Origin of the sequence: Synechococcus sp. BIOS-E4-1, from assembly GCF_014279995.1 — a bacterium.
Taxonomy (GTDB): Bacteria; Cyanobacteriota; Cyanobacteriia; order PCC-6307; family Cyanobiaceae; genus Synechococcus_C.
The window spans coordinates 719,609-734,407 of record NZ_CP047935.1 but is presented as its reverse complement, the minus strand read 5'-3'; the positions used below and the strand labels follow the sequence as shown (position 1 = coordinate 734,407).

Below are 14,799 nucleotides of genomic sequence, written 5' to 3'. Positions count from 1 at the left end.
CATTACTTTGATCACAGTGATTGGATACCGAGAAGGACACTCAACTCTTTAGATACAGCGAGCTACGCAGTATCGCTACAACAATTCGTTGATCAACTGATCTTCATTGAGCTGTTCGTAGTCTCTCATCATGACTTTCAAGTCATGCCCACAATTACGGGCGACGATGTACGGAGCCTTACCTTCAGCTAGACGATCAGTGATGTATGTCGCTCTTGTTGAGCGGATTGTGTAGCCCTTACCCTCTAATCCAATGTGACGGAGTCGATCACGAAACATTTTCCCGTAATGAGTGTATGAGTACGCCTTATTACTTGGGGGATACGCAAATACCAAGTCAGATCCTTTGATCTGTGGGTAACCATTCTCTTTTCTCCAATCATTCGAGTATTTCTTGAAGGCTTTCAGCAATACCCCTGCATTCGTTGCAACTGAACGCGAACCTTTGCCTTGATCGTTGCGAACGCGGATGACAAGAGCAGAATCAAGCGCTCTAGCTGTAGCATTCGCCCCTTGATTGCGGAATTTCAGGTCATTCCACGTGATGATCTGGGTTGCTTCCTGTGGACGCAGGCCTGACAGCACAAGCATCTGCATCAGGTAGAAGAAGTTCCTTCTTCCGAACCAATGCACTGGACGCATCCTCTTGATCTTCCAGTCAGGGCCTTTCGCTTCGGTAAAAGCCCAGCGTTTCAGCTCTGCAAGGAGCTTTTTCCAGTCGGCATCTGTGAATGCCACGTTGCGTTGCCGTGGTTCCTCCCGTCTGGTGGAAAGCTCTTTGATTTCAAGCTCGACCTCGCTCAATCGCTGTGCCTTCACCCACTTCCACCACATCCGCAGCTCCCTGATCCCTTTATTGAGGGACGAACGGCGCATAATCCCTGCCTTACCAGTGGTGATCAGCAGTGATTTGTCCCGACGCCAGGGCAAAAACTCGTTGAAGCTGTGCGCTTGGACGTGAGTCAGCAGGGTCAGCTCCTGCAAGCCGCAATAAATCAAAGCAACAGAGAGCTGTGCCCTTGAATCCCGCAGTGCGCCTGCCTGTATCTCCCCTGCTTCCACCCTCCGCTGCTGATACGCGTAGTAATCCTCGATGCAGGCGGCGATTGACCCTGCTTTCAACGGCACATTGGCCTCAATCAAGGGCATCGACTCCCGCCAAAGGGCTATTGCCCTGTCAGTCGCTACTGCCTGGTCGGTCGTGCGCAGAGAACGCGTGATGTAACGCCTGTTCTTGCGGTCGTACAGACGTGCTTGATAATTAGGTCGGTCATCGAACCGCTGAATCAGCAAATCCCCGCCCATCAGGCGGATGCTCTCGAGGATTTTCACGTAAGTGCAACCCTGTTCAACAGTTGTTTAACAGTTGAGACAGGCTAATCACCCAAGCCAGTAGTTGCAACGGATCTCAAGGACAAAATCGAATGTTGTCTTTCTGTCCTGAAAATGCATCCGTGCGCTGGAGCCAATCCGATGCATTCTCTCGTCAGAGCCGCCTCGGCAGCTCAGCTCAAGGAAAGGCAGCGGCGCAGATGGGCGATCGCATGATGCCGATGGGGATGACTGCGACCCGGACCCATGGTGCCCAGCCAGAAACTGCCATCACCCTGAAACACCAGAACGGGCTTGCTGGCCCCTTTGCCGTGGGTTTCCAGCAGCGACATGCAGAGCTTTTCAGCCACCTCCGCACCTCTGGGCCGAGAACGCAGACGGCGCAGCACAGGATCCACCTGAGAAAAGGAAACGAAGGTGGCCTTCTGTGCGTCGGTGACCAGGATCATCCCGTCCAGCCACTGGACTTCATCCAGCAAATCCTCAATGGAGGACAGCAGAGACGGCAACGGAAAGGCCATGCGTTTCTCCCCCGCTTCTTAATCATTCCTTCATAGTTCATCGGTCTCACTTGTCGCAAGCGAGCTGCGCCGGGGGATTAATCTTTCAGGCCCAAACCGTGAGAAGGCCCATCAGGCCACCTGCCAACGGGCGATGGCAGGCTTCGCGGAAGCCGGCGTCGAGTGCCAAATGCTGCTGTGCGGGTCCATCGGGGAAACGCATGAGGCTCGCTTCGAGATAGGCGTAGTGATCGGCAAGGCCGGCCCTAGACGCAACAGGAACCACCACTCTGCGCAGGTAAGTCCGTTGGAACACAGCCGCAGCAGTGCCAGACGGCGGTCGGTTGAAATCCAGCAGACCGGCGCGGCCTCCCTCACGCAACACGCGCCGAAGCTCCCTGAGGCCAGCAGCCGGATCAGCCAGATTGCGCAATCCATAGGCCATCAACGCCCCATCGGCGCAGGCATCCTGCAGTTCCAGATTCAGAGCATCGCCCTGCTGCCAGTGCACCGGCAGCCATGGTTCCCGCGCTGATCGCTGGGCCGCGATCGCCAGAGGAGCAGCCGCCGCATCCACACCAACCACGCCCCCGCCAGGTCTCAAACGGCGTGCCAGAGCGAGGGCCAGATCACCCGTTCCGCAACACAGATCCAGCCATTGCTCTCCTGGCCGCGGTGCAAGCTGCAGCACCATCTGTCGCTTCCACTGGCGATGGAGTCCGAAGCTCAGCCAATCGTTCAGCCTGTCGTAGCTGGGCGCAGCCTCGTTAAACAACTGTTCAACAGCTTCTGCATCGCCGGGTTTCAAAGCGGCAGGCCACTGAGCGTCATAACCATCACCGTGGCGATTCCAACTGCGGCTGAACAGACCATGCAGCCAGCCAGCATGAGCGAAAACTCTCCCTGATCCATGGCGGCTTGCATCAACTGAAGAGCCCAGCCCACAAGGGCGATCACCACGAACACAAGCAAAATGCCAAGGGGCAGCACCCAGCTCGAGGGAATCAATGGCTGACCAGAAGAAACCTTCAGTGCCTCAATCGTGGAAAGCGGGAGATGCACTAAGGGAATCCAACTGTGAAGAAAAGTTCCACACACATTAAGAGAAATCAAGCCTCCAAAGGCCGGATCATCAGGCCTCGACTGAGCAAATCCGCCTTAATCGCCTCAACGGTGAGGATTCCGTCATGAAGCAGGGATGCCAGCAGCGCAGCGGATGCCTGGCCTCCATCCGGGCCGGAGTCAAGAGCCGCAGCGATGTGATCAAGACAACCGGCGCCTCCGGAAGCGATCACAGGCACGGGAACGGCCTGTGCGACCGCCCGCGTGAGCTCCAGGTCATAGCCCGCCTGGGTGCCATCACCATCCATGGATGTGAGCAGGATCTCGCCGGCTCCGAGTGCAGCGACCCGCCGTGCCCAGGTGATCACATCTAGGCCGGTGTTCTCACGACCACCCTTCACATACACATCCCATCCGCCTTCATCCCGGCGGCGAGCATCAATGGCAACCACGATGCATTGACAACCAAAGCGATCCGCTCCCTCCTTGACCAGCTCCGGCCTTCGCACTGCTGAGGAGTTGAGGCTGACCTTGTCAGCACCGGCCCGCAGCAGCTCGGTGATGCCCTCCACCGAGGCGATGCCGCCACCAACCGTGAAGGGAATGGTGACCTGATCCGATGTTCTGCGGACCATCTCCACCAGGGTGGCTCGGCCCTCATGACTAGCCGCGATATCCAGAAACACGAGTTCATCCGCACCGGCCTGGCTGTAACGGCAGGCCAACTCGACAGGATCTCCCGCATCGCGAAGTCCCACGAAATTCACTCCCTTCACCACGCGCCCCTTGGCGACATCAAGACAGGGAATCAGGCGCAGGGCGACCATGGCATTCGATACACGGCTGTTAAGGTGCAATGTCTTTCCAAGCCTTGCAGGTCATGCTGGGAAATGTTCTCAATCTGATCAAACGATTAACCGGCTCAGAACCTCTTCCAACACCGAAACTCGAGTCCATTGAGGTCGGAAGCAAAGTTCGCGTAACCCGGGTTCGTGATCGCATTCCTCAGGACATGGTTGACCTGTTGAAAAGTGATGCATTCGGCACCGTGACTGAATTCCGTACGGTCGACGGCAAAGGCATTGGAGTGGTCGTCGAGCTGAGTGATGGATCCAGCTCCTGGTTCTTTGAAGATGAAATCGTCGCAGCCTGAGGCTTGATTTTGTGAGTGACGCCCGTCAGCTGCTCGGCATGAAAGGTGCCAGCGGCACCACCAACATCTGGAAGCTGCGTCTGCAGCTGATGAAACCGGTCACCTGGATCCCCTTGATCTGGGGCGTTGTCTGCGGTGCAGCCGCAAGCGGGAACTACGAATGGCGGCTTGATCACGTGCTCGCAGCCATCGCATGCATGGTGATGAGCGGCCCCCTGCTGGCGGGGTACACCCAGACCATCAACGACTACTACGACCGCGAAATCGACGCGATCAACGAGCCTTACCGCCCGATTCCCTCCGGTGCGATTTCCCTCGGACAGGTCAGGCTGCAGATCTGGGTCTTGCTGCTGAGCGGACTGGCCGTGGCCTGGGGGCTCGACCAGTGGGCCAACCATGAAATCCCTGTGCTCTTCCTGCTGGCGATCGGCGGGTCTTTGGTCAGCTACATCTATTCAGCGCCTCCCCTCAAACTCAAACAGAACGGTTGGCTTGGGAACTATGCCCTCGGTGCGAGTTACATCGCCCTTCCCTGGTGGGCAGGCCAGGCACTATTCGGTCAGCTCACCTGGGCGACTGCCCTGCTCACCCTGGCCTACAGCCTTGCTGGGCTGGGAATCGCCGTCGTCAACGACTTCAAGAGCGTTGAAGGTGACCGTGCCCTCGGGCTTCAGTCACTTCCGGTCGCATTCGGAATCGGCCCCGCAAGCTGGATCAGCGCTGGAATGATCGATGTTTTTCAGCTGCTGATGGTTGCGGTGCTGATCGCAATCGGGCAGCATTTCGCTGCTGTTCTTCTTGTGCTTCTGATCGTGCCGCAGATCACCTTCCAGGACATCTGGCTGCTGCGTGATCCCGTGGCCTACGACGTGAAATACCAGGCAAGCGCGCAACCCTTTCTGGTGCTTGGAATGCTGGTCACTGCTTTAGCGATTGGTCACAGCCCTCTGACCCAAGTCATGTGATTCGCACCCGTCGTCATTGGATCCTGATCGGCGGTTCAGCCCTCGTGATCGGCAGTGGTGTGGCTCTGGCCCAATCTGCTGTGGTGAGAGCATTCGATGCCACACTCCCGGACGCACGCGGCATCAGCCGTTTCAACAGACCCGGCACCATCACCCTGCTGGCCAGCAACGGAGCGGTGATTCAGAAACTGGGTCCGGCGACCCGCGAGAAGATCCAACCGGGGCAGATGCCTCTGCTCGTGAAGCAGGCGTTCATCGCCGCGGAAGACCGGCGCTTTTATGAGCACAACGGTGTTGATATCTGGGGAATCGGCCGGGCCCTGGTGCGCAACGTGCGCCAGAGAGCGGTTCGGGAAGGCGCCAGCACGATCACCCAGCAACTGGCTCGCACGGTGTTCCTCAGCCAGGACCGCACGATCACGCGCAAGCTCAAGGAAGCAGCGCTGGCCTACAAACTCGAACGCCAGCTCAGCAAGGAGCAGATACTCGAGCAATACCTGAACTATGTCTATCTCGGGGCCAGCGCTTATGGGCTGTCCGATGCCGCCTGGGTTTATTACTCCAAGACACCGGATCAACTCAATCTTCAGGAAGCCGCACTGATTGCAGGCCTGCCTCCGGCTCCATCGGTGTATTCACCCCTGGTGAATCCCGAACTGGCCCTGGAGCGGCGAAGCATCGTGCTCAATCGGATGCGACAGGCTGGCTTCATCACCGCAAGTGAAGCCGAGCTGGCACGCACCAGCCCGCTCGATCTCAAACCAGCCATTCCCAAATATTTCAACAGCTCAGCGCCTTACTTCACCAGCTGGGTTGCTCAACAGTTACCGCAGCTGCTCACCCCCGAGCAGATCGAGGTGGGAGGCCTGAAGATCCGCACCAGCCTCAACCTCGACTGGCAGAAGAAAGCCCAGCAGGTGGTCCGCAAGTTTGCCCCGTTCAACACCGAAGGGGTGATCGTGTCGATGGAACCCGGCACTGGCCTGGTGCGGGTGATGGTGGGAGGCAAGAACTTCAGCAGCAGTCAATTCAACAGAGCAACCCAGGGCCTGCGCTCGCCGGGATCCACCTTCAAGCTGTTTCCCTATGCCGCCGCCATCAGTTCCGGAGTGAAGCCGGAAGACATCTTTGTGGATTCTCCCCGCTGCTGGTCCGGGTACTGCCCCAAGAATTTCCGCAACAAATACTTCGGCAATATTTCGCTCGCAGACGCTCTCAAGAATTCTCTGAACACGGTGGCCGTGCAGCTTCAGGACAAGGTCGGCTTCGACGCGATCATCAGCACCGCAAACAAGCTGGGCATTGGCAACGAGCGACCTCTCGGCAAGTACTACCCAATGGCGATCGGCGCCTATGAGCAGACCGTGCTCGACATGACCGCGGCCTATGCCGCAGTGGCCAATCGCGGTGTGTACGTGAAGCCGATGGCCTTCGAAGAGATCCGCGGCCCTGAAGACAACGTTCTCTGGAGCAGGCGCATCGATGGTGAGAAGGGCAGTCGGGCACTCGACAGCGAGGTGGCCGATGCCATGAACTGGATGCTGCAACGGGTGGTGACAGGAGGAACGGGTGCTGCAGCCCGCCTCGACGATCGCCCCGTAGCTGGCAAAACCGGAACCTCTGAAGGAGCCAGGGACCTGTGGTTTATCGGCTCCATCCCACAGCTCACCACCGCAGTGTGGTTCGGCTACGACAACAATGCTGAAACCAAAAGTAGCAGCGGCGAGGCTGCCTGGGCCTGGAAGCAATTCATGACTCAGGTCAAAGGCAGCTACAACGTCCAGAACTTCCCTCCTAAACCGGTGCTCAACCGCCCCTTCAAAGGGCCTAAGAAGAAGGGCCGCACCCCAGGGGGAGACTCAGCAACCGGTGGCAATGGTGATCAGCCCTTCAGCAGCGGAGAACAAACCACACCAGTCGCGCCGGTCGCACCACCCAGGCGCTACATCGCTCCAGATGATGGTCCACCGGTTGATGAGAACTTCAGGCCGCTGCCGGTGCAGTGATCACCGCGGCATAAAAGCCATCCCCCCCACTGGGATCAGGCCAGCGCTGCTGCTCTGATTCGAGCACCAGATCAGGATGGTCCTTCAGCCAGCCATGAACCTGTTCGGTGTTTTCTGAAGGATGAATCGTGCAGGTTGCGTAAACCAGGCGTCCGCCTGGGGCCAGTAGAGATCGCAGGCCATCCAGAAGGACGATCTGCAGTTTCAGCAATTCAGCCACCGACGCCTCGGTCACCCTCCAGCGAGCATCGGGATGGCGCGCCAGGGTTCCCAGGCCGGAACAGGGTGCGTCGACAAGAATCCGATCAAATCGATTCCTCCACTCAGGTCGCTCCTGCCCGAGCTGCGATGCATCGGATGCCAGAGCATGGATGCTGCTGCAGCCCAGCCTTGCGGCATTGGCAGCCACCCGCTGCAAGCGACCGGGTGAACGATCCACAGCCCAGATCTCTCCCTCGTCACCCATCAACTCCGCCAGATGGGTGGCTTTGCCTCCTGGGGCAGCACAGGCGTCCAGCACTCGCTGACCAGGCCGAGGATCCAGCAGTGGAGCCACCCACTGGGCCGCACGGTCCTGGACACACCAATAGCCTTCGCTGAAACCGGGCCACTGGCGCAGATCACCGGATGGTTCCAGCACCTGAAGCCCGTGCGGGCAGCCTGAGATCGGAGCTGTTGCAATGCTGCGTTCAGCGAACAGTGCTGCCGCCTGGTCAGGCGTTGAACGCAGCCGATTCACGCGCAGATCGAGGGGCGGCACCTGATTGAAGGCCCTGGCTACGCGCTCAGCCTGCTCCGAACCACACCACTGAAACAGCCCACGGCTGATCCATAACGGCAGCGAATGCTGCTGCGCCAGAGCCGCCGCGGGCTCCTCGGGCAGAGCCAAGCCTTCTCCGGCCTCATGGGCTCGCAAGGCTGAACGCAACAGTCCATTCACCACCGGTGCCAAACGTGCCAGCTTGCCCTGCTTGGCCAGTTCCACCGTGGTATTCACCGCAGCGGAGGCAGGAATGCGCTCCATACGCAGCAACTGGTAGAGGCCGATGTGCAGGAGCCAGCGCAAACGCGGAGGTTGCTTACGGGCCGGAACTTTGCCCAATCGATCCAGCCAGCCATCCAGCCACTGACGCCAGCGAATGGCCCCATAGGACAGCTCCGTGACAAATCCGCGGTCGACAGGAGCCAGAGACCGTCGACGCAGAGCCCTCTCCAGAGCGACATCCGCGTAAGCCCCAGCCGCAACAGCTTCAAGAACGTCCCAGGCGACATGGCGAGAGAGCAAAGCATCTCGGGAAGACGGTTCAGCAGGTTGAGCCATAGATGGGCTTCGCTGGCTTCAATCATCTGCCAGCAACATCCAACACCTCGACTGAAGCGCCAGCAGCCGGACAGGGCTCCTGCTGAGACCGAGCGCTTCAAAGCCAACCCCTAGATCAGAAATTCAAAATCAGCTCTTTACCAGAAAGATTGAAAACAGCTTAAAAATGAAACCCAAATTCACCAAAAACGCCGATTTATTTGAACAAAAATCTTGTTTATTTGCGAAAGCATAAGAATCTTTCAATTCAATCTTAGTTCGGTCCAGGACTCTCTTTGATACCAAGGTCATGTCCAAAAATTGCCATGCTTTCGTCCACCTCTGTCGCGACACAATTCGGCGGTGAACGTGCAACAAAGCAGCCCGTAAAACTGCGTTCCGGCTTCGCAGGCTCTGCCGAAGCAGCTGATGTCGACTCGGCGATTCATGAGGCCTACAAGCATGTCTATGGCAATGGACATGTCATGGAGTGTGAGCGCTCAACCTCTCTTGAGGCTGAATTGCGCGATGGAAGGATCACCGTTCAGGAGTTCATCCGTGGCCTGGCCAAGTCGGACTTCTATCGCAAAAATTTTTACGATTCCTGCTCTCCACAGAGAACCATCGAACTGGATTTCAAACATCTGCTGGGCAGACCGCCTCATGATCAAAGTGAAGTGTCTGAATGCATTCAGCTCCAGGCTTCACAAGGTCATGATGCGCTCGTGGATTCTCTGATTGACTCCGAGGAATACAGCCAAGCCTTCGGAGAGCATGGCGTTCCATTCGTGCGCTCCTGGCAATCCCAGCCTGGATCAGCCCAATCGGCCTTCAACCGAACCGCCGCGGTGTCTCTGGGTTACGCCTACAGCGACAAAGCGATCGGAACAGGCTCCAGACTGGGTAATCAGCTGGCTTCTGGACGCGCCAGCACGATCGCTTTTCCTGCCTCCGCCGCAGCCCAGTGGATGAGGGCCTCCAGCAGCTGGAGAGGCAATCAGCCACCGCGCTGGGCCACCCGGGTTGCAACGGTGTTCGTGATCGCTGGCGTGATCGAAATCACGCGCCTGGTGGTCACCGTCGCCTACAGCGCCCTGAGCAACTGACCCATCTCGGCAATCTGCCCTTCATCAGGTGACCACAGGAACCTTTTGAGGGGCAAGCGGCCTTCCAGATCCACAGGAATTCCCTCGGCGATCAAAAGCTCCCGCTGCATCCAGTCGGATCCCTCGCGACTGAGGCTCATGGAGATACGACCCTGGGCATTGACAACACGCTGCCAAGGAATCTGAGAAGGCAGGCTCAAACGACGCAGAGCCCAACCCACCTGGCGCGCACAGCCATAGGCACCAATACGGTCGGCAACCTGGCCATAGGTGGAGAGATGTCCATGAGGAATTTGCCCAACCATGGCGTAGACACGTTGATCAAAATCGGTGCCTTTCATCACACTTTTGAGATCTTTGATATTACTAAATATCCTCAAAACCCCTTCATAGGGCTTAGCTGGCCACAATTGCGATATTTCACTCAAGCAACGTGTTAATCCATCTTCTCGCCGGATTGTCATCAGGCTTGACCACAGTTGCCCCTGTTTCGCTCGAATCAATTCCTCAGCGGTTGGATTTTCAACACCAACAAAACAAGCCAATGATGATGAGCGGCTTGGGCCAAGGATGGTGCTGGGCAAACGAAGGCGGAACGATCAAAAAATTAGATACCTTCTGCGGCGGTGGGGGAGAAGGTGCTTCAGACATCAGTTGCACCCCCTTTTATTATCGCCCCTATCAATTCAACTGGGACAAAGGTTTATCGCCGGTCTGTAAAAGCAATAACAACGATCCCTATGACATTGTTAATGGAGCCAAATACAACATGGGAGCCCGAACATGGGCCAGCTTTCCCAAAGAAGGGCGCAAAGATTATTGGGTATTTCATAATTGCGATGGAGCTGGAATTCAACCCGACTGTTTAGGTGATATCAAATACATCGAACGCTTCGATGGGCCACCGACATCTCCCGAATGTGAGAACAGCGGCTCAAGCAGCCCCCACGGGCGTAATCACTGCACATTCACGCATCCCAATTCTGGGACTACTTTTGGTGTTCAAAGATATTGGGCAGGATGGTACAGCGATGGCAATACGGTCATCAGCGGTGCTGTTTGCGGAGCAGGACCAGAACAAAACCAACGCAAATGGAATAAGAGTGTCTGTCAAAAAATCCAAGACATCCACCAAGTCAATCCATATGCAAACGTGAAAGGCGTGCTTAAGACGTTCAACTTCGCCCTTTATCCATGGGTTTGCGAAGCAGATTCAAGCATGCCTAACACCAATTTCACCTCGCCAACGATGGATACTTTTGGAGTTAAGAGTGGTTGGAAATGTTATGCCGACAACGAGCCTGGATGCAAAGACGACTGCTGGCCACCTTTTATCGAGATTTACTACGCGGGTCTCTTTGATGAAGGCAATGGCGTCTATGCGTTGCGACTGGATAAATGGATGATCAACAACAGCGACACACCGGAATTGATCGGGAAGGGCTATCGCATCTATCCCTGCAACAGCGGCGACAACTGCGAATGGTGAGACTGCTGATTGATCGCTTATCCAGTCAGAAGACTGACAAAACCCTTCCCCCATCCAGCAAAGATCAGCCCCCGTCAACCTGGCAACCAATCAGTGCACCAGCGGCACCACCGACAGGCATACCGATCCAGCGACCGTTGCCACGGGACAGCACTGCGCCGAGACCGGCCCCGAGCAGACCACCGATCACGCTGCCTTCAACGCAACTGTTGGTATCTGTACCTGGTTCGTCCCATGCAGCCCGCTGAGCCACTCCATTCGGTCGATACAGATACTCACGGCTGTTCTCATAGTCACGGCTGTCGTCATAGTCACGGCCGATGCCGTAGGCGCGACGGCCGTAGTAATCGCGGCCGTCGTAGTAGTTACGCCCGTCATCACCGCGATACTCGTGTGCGAGCAGAGGAGTTGCCGTCATGGGCAACAGGGCAGCGAGCGTCAGCAAAGCGGACCAACGCATCGGAACAGGCTTATTCATGAAAACTTCATTCATGGACAACGCCATCCTGTTGAAGCCCACCTCTGAAGAGATGACTGAATATCAGCGACCCTGCATCCAGATATGACTGGGATCAGTCACCTGCAGCGAACAGTCATCACGAACAAGCCATCAGCGTGGGCAAGGCGAAGGGGACGAAAACATGAGCAACCAACCCAAAAGCAACCAACCCAAACCCATCACCTATGCGCTGCAGGATTCAGAAATCCTTGAGTTGCTCGCAGCCTTGCCGAACACAACGATGGGACGCCGCTATGGATTCGCCTTCCAGCTGATGGCGACCTATGGCCTCAAAGCGGCTGACCTGCGCTACCTGCAGGTATGCAGCCAGGAGAGCGAGCTTTGGCTGCGATCCAGACGCCATGGCGCTGAACACAGCGGACGCAGCAACGAGCCCTGCAGACTTCAAGCCTTGAAGGTTGTGAATGTCGAGGGCATTCCCCAGGACTGGAATCTGGTGCGTCGCGTCGTGCTCGGCGAGCGACTCCCCCCCCTGGGCAATGACTCCGAAGCAGACCGGCATCTGGAGCTGTACCTGAACGACAAAGCTGTCTGGCGACAGATTCAGATCAATGCACAGCGATCAGGTCAAAAAGCCATGGTTGACAGCTTCTGTGAGCGCTATGCCTCCTCAGCCCAAAACCTTGACCGTGCCATGGGGAATGCTGATGAAGAGTGCTGAACTCAGCAATCGAGATCCTTTCAACATCAGACAGGCATAATGATGGATCACAGCACAAGCTTCAACAATGTCTGAGCAAGGCAATATCCAAAGAGTCGAGTTGATCAACTACAAAAACGACGCTGGAAAAGAGCTGCTGGGCCTTGGCATCGAACTTGCCGACGATCCAGACGGCGGCATCAAAGTGCGCGTTTTAATGGACCCTCAAGTTGTGAGTGGCGTCACCGTGACACCACTGCAGCAGAGCGGTTGCTGCGGATAAATGTGCAAAGGCAACCGACCGACCCTGGGCACCTAGAGCTGAACCTTAAGAAGAGAACTTCAACCAGTAGCAAAGATTTTAAGCAGCCCTGAAAGAGAAACAATTTCCGCACGACGACACATCAATCGTCTTACCAGAGAGAAAAAAACCGCCCCCAGAGAGAGACTCCTGATAATCGATCACAAGACCGGAAAAGAGCCGAACCTGCTCAGCCTTGGAGTAGAGCGTTACCCCAGCTTCTCTGGAGATTGGCTCACCTGAATTGCGCCCTGCTTTGAACACAATCGCGTAATCAGAGCAACCTCCAGACACCACTTCCGCATGCATTTCACCCGGCAGGCCAGCAACAGCGGATTGACGCATGAGCTCCAAAGCCGCATTGGACGTCAAGATCGTGCCCATCACCAGATCCCTCGCTTCCATCAGAGCTATCAGCTGAAGTCACCTTGAGCCTGTGGTCATGACAGGGCCCTGTGTAGCAAATGCATTGGGCGCTCAGCAGGATGCCGGTTGCGGCTCGCATGCAAATCTGAGCCATGCCCATGGCTGCCAGCAAACCTTCACGCCTGCAGCGATCTCAGCGATGCCGATCCTTCCCCGCAGATTTCAGCGTCTGAAGCAGGTTCTGAACTGCCGGATGACGGATCTCACCGTGCTGGTGGAGCACGTGGAAAAGCCCCATAACCTCTCGGCGATCCTGCGCAGCTGCGATGCCGTGGGGGTTCTGGAAGCCCATGCCGTCAGTTTCAGCGGACGGCCCCGCACCTTCAACAGCACCGCCCAGGGCAGTCAGCGCTGGGTGCCACTGCATGACCATGCCGACATCAGCAGCGCCGTGCGCCAGCTCAAGAATCAAGGATTCCGGCTGTATGGCACCAACCTGGGCGTGAACGCGCGCGACTACCGCGAATGCGACTTCACTGGCCCCACTGCCTTCGTTCTCGGTGCTGAGAAATGGGGACTGACCGCAGAAGCCACCGCATTGATGGATCAGGCGGTCTTCATTCCAATGCGTGGGATGGTGCAGTCCCTGAATGTGTCGGTGGCCACGGCCACATTGCTGTTTGAGGCCCTCAGGCAGCGTCAGGCGGCTGGGCTCGCACCGCTTCAAGGTGAAGGCATTCCTGCAGAGCGATACACCGACCTGCTGTTTGAGTGGTGCTATCCGGAGGTGGCGGGCTGGTGCCGTGAGCAAGGCCGCAGCTATCCCGCCCTCTCCGAAGACGGTGAGATTCTCGAACAGCTGCCTCGCACCGCCAAGCTGCACTGCTGAACTCTGAAGCCAGGAGCCGAAGCTCTGCTAACAGGTTCAGAACGGCATCAACACATCCTTGCTGCCTTGCCTGCGCTCCATCACAGGATGGTTTCGGCGCGCTGCCGGCAGTCGCAGGGCGAACACCAGAGCAAGCAGTTCCAGGGGCAGACTGCGACCAATGAACAGGACCACGAGCCCCAGCGCAATCGCCAGCATCTGCTCCAGAAGACCGATCACATCATCTGGGTTGCTGCGGCCAGACACCCAGAGCGTCACCATCAGCGTCATCAGAGCGAGCGTGGCCCAGAACGGCATGGTCTGATCTGTCCTGTTGAACTATTTTGCCGCGTCCCGGCCCGTGCTGCTCACCCAGGCTTCGAGACCCTCACCCAGAAACGACAGCCCCAGCACCAGCACGAACATCGCTAGGCCTGGATAGAGAGCGGTCCACCACACACCGGTCGGCACAGCCGCGAGCGCAAGATTGAGATCACTGCCCCATTCCGGCACCGTTTCCGGAAGTCCTAAGCCGAGGAAGCCAAGGCCACCCAGCACCAGCACCGCATCGGCAGCATTGAGCGTGAGCAGCACCGGCACGGAGGTGATCACGTTGCGCAACAGATATCGGCGCAGGATCCAGACCGGTCCGGCACCGAGCGTGCGCGCTGCCTCCACGAACAGCTCCGCCTTCACCTGGGCCGTCTGGTTGCGCACGACCCTGAAGTACTGGGGGATGTACACCACGCACAACGCCGCAGCCGCGTTGGGAACCCCCCGACCAAGGAGAAAGGCCAACACCACCGACAGCAACAACACCGGCAGTGTGTACAGCGTGTCCATCAGCAGCACGAGCAAGCGATCGACGCCTCCCCCCAGGTAGCCACTCACCATGCCCAGGGGCACACCAATCACCAGCGCGAAGGTCACGGCCAGGAGCACCACCTGCAGGGCCACTCCGCTGCCCTGCAAGGTGCGCACGCAAACATCACGCCCAAGCCGATCGGTGCCGCACCAGTGCGCTAACGAGGGAGGTGCATAGATGGGATTCTCCAGGCCGGCATTGGGATCCGGCAGCAGGCCAGCGGCCAAGAGCACCGGTGTGATCAGGGCCACCAGGCCATAGATCGCCACGATCACCAGGCCCCAGCGGGCCATGCGAGCCGAAAGGCTGGGGCGGGCGATGCCCAG

Annotated in this window: 19 protein-coding genes; 8 read left to right on the top strand and 11 right to left on the bottom strand. The window is 57.5% G+C overall.

Features of this window, described 5'->3' with window-relative positions:
- Positions 1-75: 75 nt before the first annotated feature.
- The 5 genes from SynBIOSE41_RS03585 to hisF form a co-directional block, all read right to left on the bottom strand.
- Complete coding sequence (locus SynBIOSE41_RS03585) at positions 76-1,332, bottom strand: site-specific integrase (RefSeq protein ID WP_186539627.1); 1,257 nt, start codon at positions 1,330-1,332, stop codon at positions 76-78.
- A 173-nt stretch (positions 1,333-1,505) separates the two neighbouring features.
- Positions 1,506-1,853: a hypothetical protein gene (locus SynBIOSE41_RS03580; protein WP_066906811.1), complete on the bottom strand. Its 348-nt coding sequence runs from the start codon at positions 1,851-1,853 to the stop codon at positions 1,506-1,508.
- An 85-nt stretch (positions 1,854-1,938) separates the two neighbouring features.
- Positions 1,939-2,640: a bifunctional demethylmenaquinone methyltransferase/2-methoxy-6-polyprenyl-1,4-benzoquinol methylase UbiE gene (gene ubiE / locus SynBIOSE41_RS03575; RefSeq protein ID WP_186539626.1), complete on the bottom strand. Its 702-nt coding sequence runs from the start codon at positions 2,638-2,640 to the stop codon at positions 1,939-1,941.
- Positions 2,637-2,840 carry a hypothetical protein gene (locus tag SynBIOSE41_RS03570; RefSeq protein WP_255475929.1) on the bottom strand — a complete coding sequence of 68 codons (204 nt, stop codon included), beginning with the start codon at positions 2,838-2,840 and terminating at the stop codon, positions 2,637-2,639. Before SynBIOSE41_RS03570 ends, ubiE begins: the two co-directional genes overlap by 4 nt.
- A 101-nt stretch (positions 2,841-2,941) precedes the next feature.
- On the bottom strand, positions 2,942-3,721 hold the full coding sequence (gene hisF / locus SynBIOSE41_RS03565; protein ID WP_186539625.1) for an imidazole glycerol phosphate synthase subunit HisF: 780 nt from the start codon (positions 3,719-3,721) through the stop codon (positions 2,942-2,944).
- 77 nt (positions 3,722-3,798) lie between these two features.
- On the opposite strand from hisF, the gene SynBIOSE41_RS03560 reads away from it, so the two are divergent.
- The 3 genes from SynBIOSE41_RS03560 to SynBIOSE41_RS03550 are packed head-to-tail and all read left to right on the top strand — an operon-like array spanning position 3,799 to position 7,018.
- On the top strand, positions 3,799-4,047 hold the full coding sequence (locus SynBIOSE41_RS03560) for a DUF2862 domain-containing protein (RefSeq protein ID WP_066907168.1): 249 nt from the start codon (positions 3,799-3,801) through the stop codon (positions 4,045-4,047).
- A gap of 11 nt (positions 4,048-4,058) precedes the next feature.
- A complete protein-coding gene (gene chlG, locus SynBIOSE41_RS03555) occupies positions 4,059-5,012 on the top strand; it encodes a chlorophyll synthase ChlG (RefSeq protein WP_066906806.1) in 954 nt (317 codons plus the stop codon).
- Positions 5,009-7,018, top strand: a complete 2,010-nt coding sequence (locus tag SynBIOSE41_RS03550) for a transglycosylase domain-containing protein (protein WP_186539624.1) — start codon at positions 5,009-5,011, stop codon at positions 7,016-7,018. Before chlG ends, SynBIOSE41_RS03550 begins: the two co-directional genes overlap by 4 nt.
- Here SynBIOSE41_RS03550 and SynBIOSE41_RS03545 read toward each other — a convergent pair.
- A complete protein-coding gene (locus SynBIOSE41_RS03545) occupies positions 6,996-8,339 on the bottom strand; it encodes a 16S rRNA (cytosine(967)-C(5))-methyltransferase (protein ID WP_186539623.1) in 1,344 nt (447 codons plus the stop codon). The genes SynBIOSE41_RS03550 and SynBIOSE41_RS03545 overlap by 23 nt on opposite strands.
- Positions 8,340-8,644: 305 nt before the next feature.
- Between SynBIOSE41_RS03545 and SynBIOSE41_RS03540 the strand changes: the two genes are divergently transcribed.
- Positions 8,645-9,424, top strand: coding sequence for a phycobilisome rod-core linker polypeptide (locus tag SynBIOSE41_RS03540; RefSeq protein WP_066906800.1), 780 nt, complete (start codon positions 8,645-8,647; stop codon positions 9,422-9,424).
- Here SynBIOSE41_RS03540 and SynBIOSE41_RS03535 read toward each other — a convergent pair.
- Positions 9,403-9,765 carry an MGMT family protein gene (locus SynBIOSE41_RS03535; RefSeq protein WP_066906797.1) on the bottom strand — a complete coding sequence of 121 codons (363 nt, stop codon included), beginning with the start codon at positions 9,763-9,765 and terminating at the stop codon, positions 9,403-9,405. The two genes, SynBIOSE41_RS03540 and SynBIOSE41_RS03535, sit on opposite strands and share 22 nt — an antisense overlap.
- Positions 9,766-9,893: 128 nt before the next feature.
- Here SynBIOSE41_RS03535 and SynBIOSE41_RS03530 point away from each other — a divergent pair, with 128 nt between their 5' ends.
- On the top strand, positions 9,894-10,913 hold the full coding sequence (locus tag SynBIOSE41_RS03530; RefSeq protein ID WP_186539622.1) for a hypothetical protein: 1,020 nt from the start codon (positions 9,894-9,896) through the stop codon (positions 10,911-10,913).
- A gap of 64 nt (positions 10,914-10,977) precedes the next feature.
- Here SynBIOSE41_RS03530 and SynBIOSE41_RS17940 read toward each other — a convergent pair whose 3' ends face one another.
- The gene (locus SynBIOSE41_RS17940; RefSeq protein WP_255475928.1) at positions 10,978-11,391 is read right to left on the bottom strand and encodes a glycine zipper 2TM domain-containing protein; all 414 of its coding nucleotides are present in this window, start codon (positions 11,389-11,391) and stop codon (positions 10,978-10,980) included.
- Between the two features lie 163 nt (positions 11,392-11,554).
- On the opposite strand from SynBIOSE41_RS17940, the gene SynBIOSE41_RS03520 reads away from it, so the two are divergent.
- Positions 11,555-12,094 (top strand): hypothetical protein, encoded by a 540-nt coding sequence (locus tag SynBIOSE41_RS03520; RefSeq protein WP_186539621.1) that lies wholly within the window; start codon positions 11,555-11,557, stop codon positions 12,092-12,094.
- Between the two features lie 67 nt (positions 12,095-12,161).
- Positions 12,162-12,356 (top strand): hypothetical protein, encoded by a 195-nt coding sequence (locus SynBIOSE41_RS03515; protein WP_066906784.1) that lies wholly within the window; start codon positions 12,162-12,164, stop codon positions 12,354-12,356.
- 78 nt (positions 12,357-12,434) lie between these two features.
- Here SynBIOSE41_RS03515 and SynBIOSE41_RS03510 read toward each other — a convergent pair whose 3' ends face one another.
- On the bottom strand, positions 12,435-12,779 hold the full coding sequence (locus tag SynBIOSE41_RS03510) for an AIR synthase (protein ID WP_186539620.1): 345 nt from the start codon (positions 12,777-12,779) through the stop codon (positions 12,435-12,437).
- Positions 12,780-12,939: 160 nt separating this feature from the next.
- On the opposite strand from SynBIOSE41_RS03510, the gene trmH reads away from it, so the two are divergent.
- Positions 12,940-13,629, top strand: coding sequence for a tRNA (guanosine(18)-2'-O)-methyltransferase TrmH (gene trmH, locus SynBIOSE41_RS03505; protein WP_186540760.1), 690 nt, complete (start codon positions 12,940-12,942; stop codon positions 13,627-13,629).
- Between the two features lie 36 nt (positions 13,630-13,665).
- On the opposite strand, the gene SynBIOSE41_RS03500 is transcribed toward trmH, so the two are convergent.
- Both SynBIOSE41_RS03500 and SynBIOSE41_RS03495 read right to left on the bottom strand, forming a co-directional pair.
- Positions 13,666-13,926, bottom strand: a complete 261-nt coding sequence (locus SynBIOSE41_RS03500; protein ID WP_066906732.1) for a hypothetical protein — start codon at positions 13,924-13,926, stop codon at positions 13,666-13,668.
- Positions 13,927-13,947: 21 nt separating this feature from the next.
- Positions 13,948-14,766 (bottom strand): ABC transporter permease, encoded by an 819-nt coding sequence (locus SynBIOSE41_RS03495; protein ID WP_255476023.1) that lies wholly within the window; start codon positions 14,764-14,766, stop codon positions 13,948-13,950.
- Between the last annotated feature and the right edge of the window lie 33 nt (positions 14,767-14,799).

What these genes read in the sequence shown, in the direction of transcription:
- SynBIOSE41_RS03580 (WP_066906811.1), bottom strand. Translation starts at nt 1,853, where the DNA reads ATGGCCTTTCCGTTGCCGTCTCTGCTGTCCTCCATTGAGGATTTGCTG.
- SynBIOSE41_RS03510 (WP_186539620.1), bottom strand. Translation starts at nt 12,779, where the DNA reads ATGGAAGCGAGGGATCTGGTGATGGGCACGATCTTGACGTCCAATGCG.
- hisF (WP_186539625.1), bottom strand. Translation starts at nt 3,721, where the DNA reads ATGGTCGCCCTGCGCCTGATTCCCTGTCTTGATGTCGCCAAGGGGCGC.
- trmH (WP_186540760.1), top strand. Translation starts at nt 12,940, where the DNA reads ATGCCGATCCTTCCCCGCAGATTTCAGCGTCTGAAGCAGGTTCTGAAC.
- SynBIOSE41_RS03515 (WP_066906784.1), top strand. Translation starts at nt 12,162, where the DNA reads ATGTCTGAGCAAGGCAATATCCAAAGAGTCGAGTTGATCAACTACAAA.
- SynBIOSE41_RS03520 (WP_186539621.1), top strand. Translation starts at nt 11,555, where the DNA reads ATGAGCAACCAACCCAAAAGCAACCAACCCAAACCCATCACCTATGCG.
- SynBIOSE41_RS03545 (WP_186539623.1), bottom strand. Translation starts at nt 8,339, where the DNA reads ATGGCTCAACCTGCTGAACCGTCTTCCCGAGATGCTTTGCTCTCTCGC.
- SynBIOSE41_RS03495 (WP_255476023.1), bottom strand. Translation starts at nt 14,766, where the DNA reads ATGGCCCGCTGGGGCCTGGTGATCGTGGCGATCTATGGCCTGGTGGCC.
- SynBIOSE41_RS17940 (WP_255475928.1), bottom strand. Translation starts at nt 11,391, where the DNA reads ATGAATAAGCCTGTTCCGATGCGTTGGTCCGCTTTGCTGACGCTCGCT.
- SynBIOSE41_RS03540 (WP_066906800.1), top strand. Translation starts at nt 8,645, where the DNA reads ATGCTTTCGTCCACCTCTGTCGCGACACAATTCGGCGGTGAACGTGCA.
- SynBIOSE41_RS03535 (WP_066906797.1), bottom strand. Translation starts at nt 9,765, where the DNA reads ATGAAAGGCACCGATTTTGATCAACGTGTCTACGCCATGGTTGGGCAA.
- SynBIOSE41_RS03500 (WP_066906732.1), bottom strand. Translation starts at nt 13,926, where the DNA reads ATGCCGTTCTGGGCCACGCTCGCTCTGATGACGCTGATGGTGACGCTC.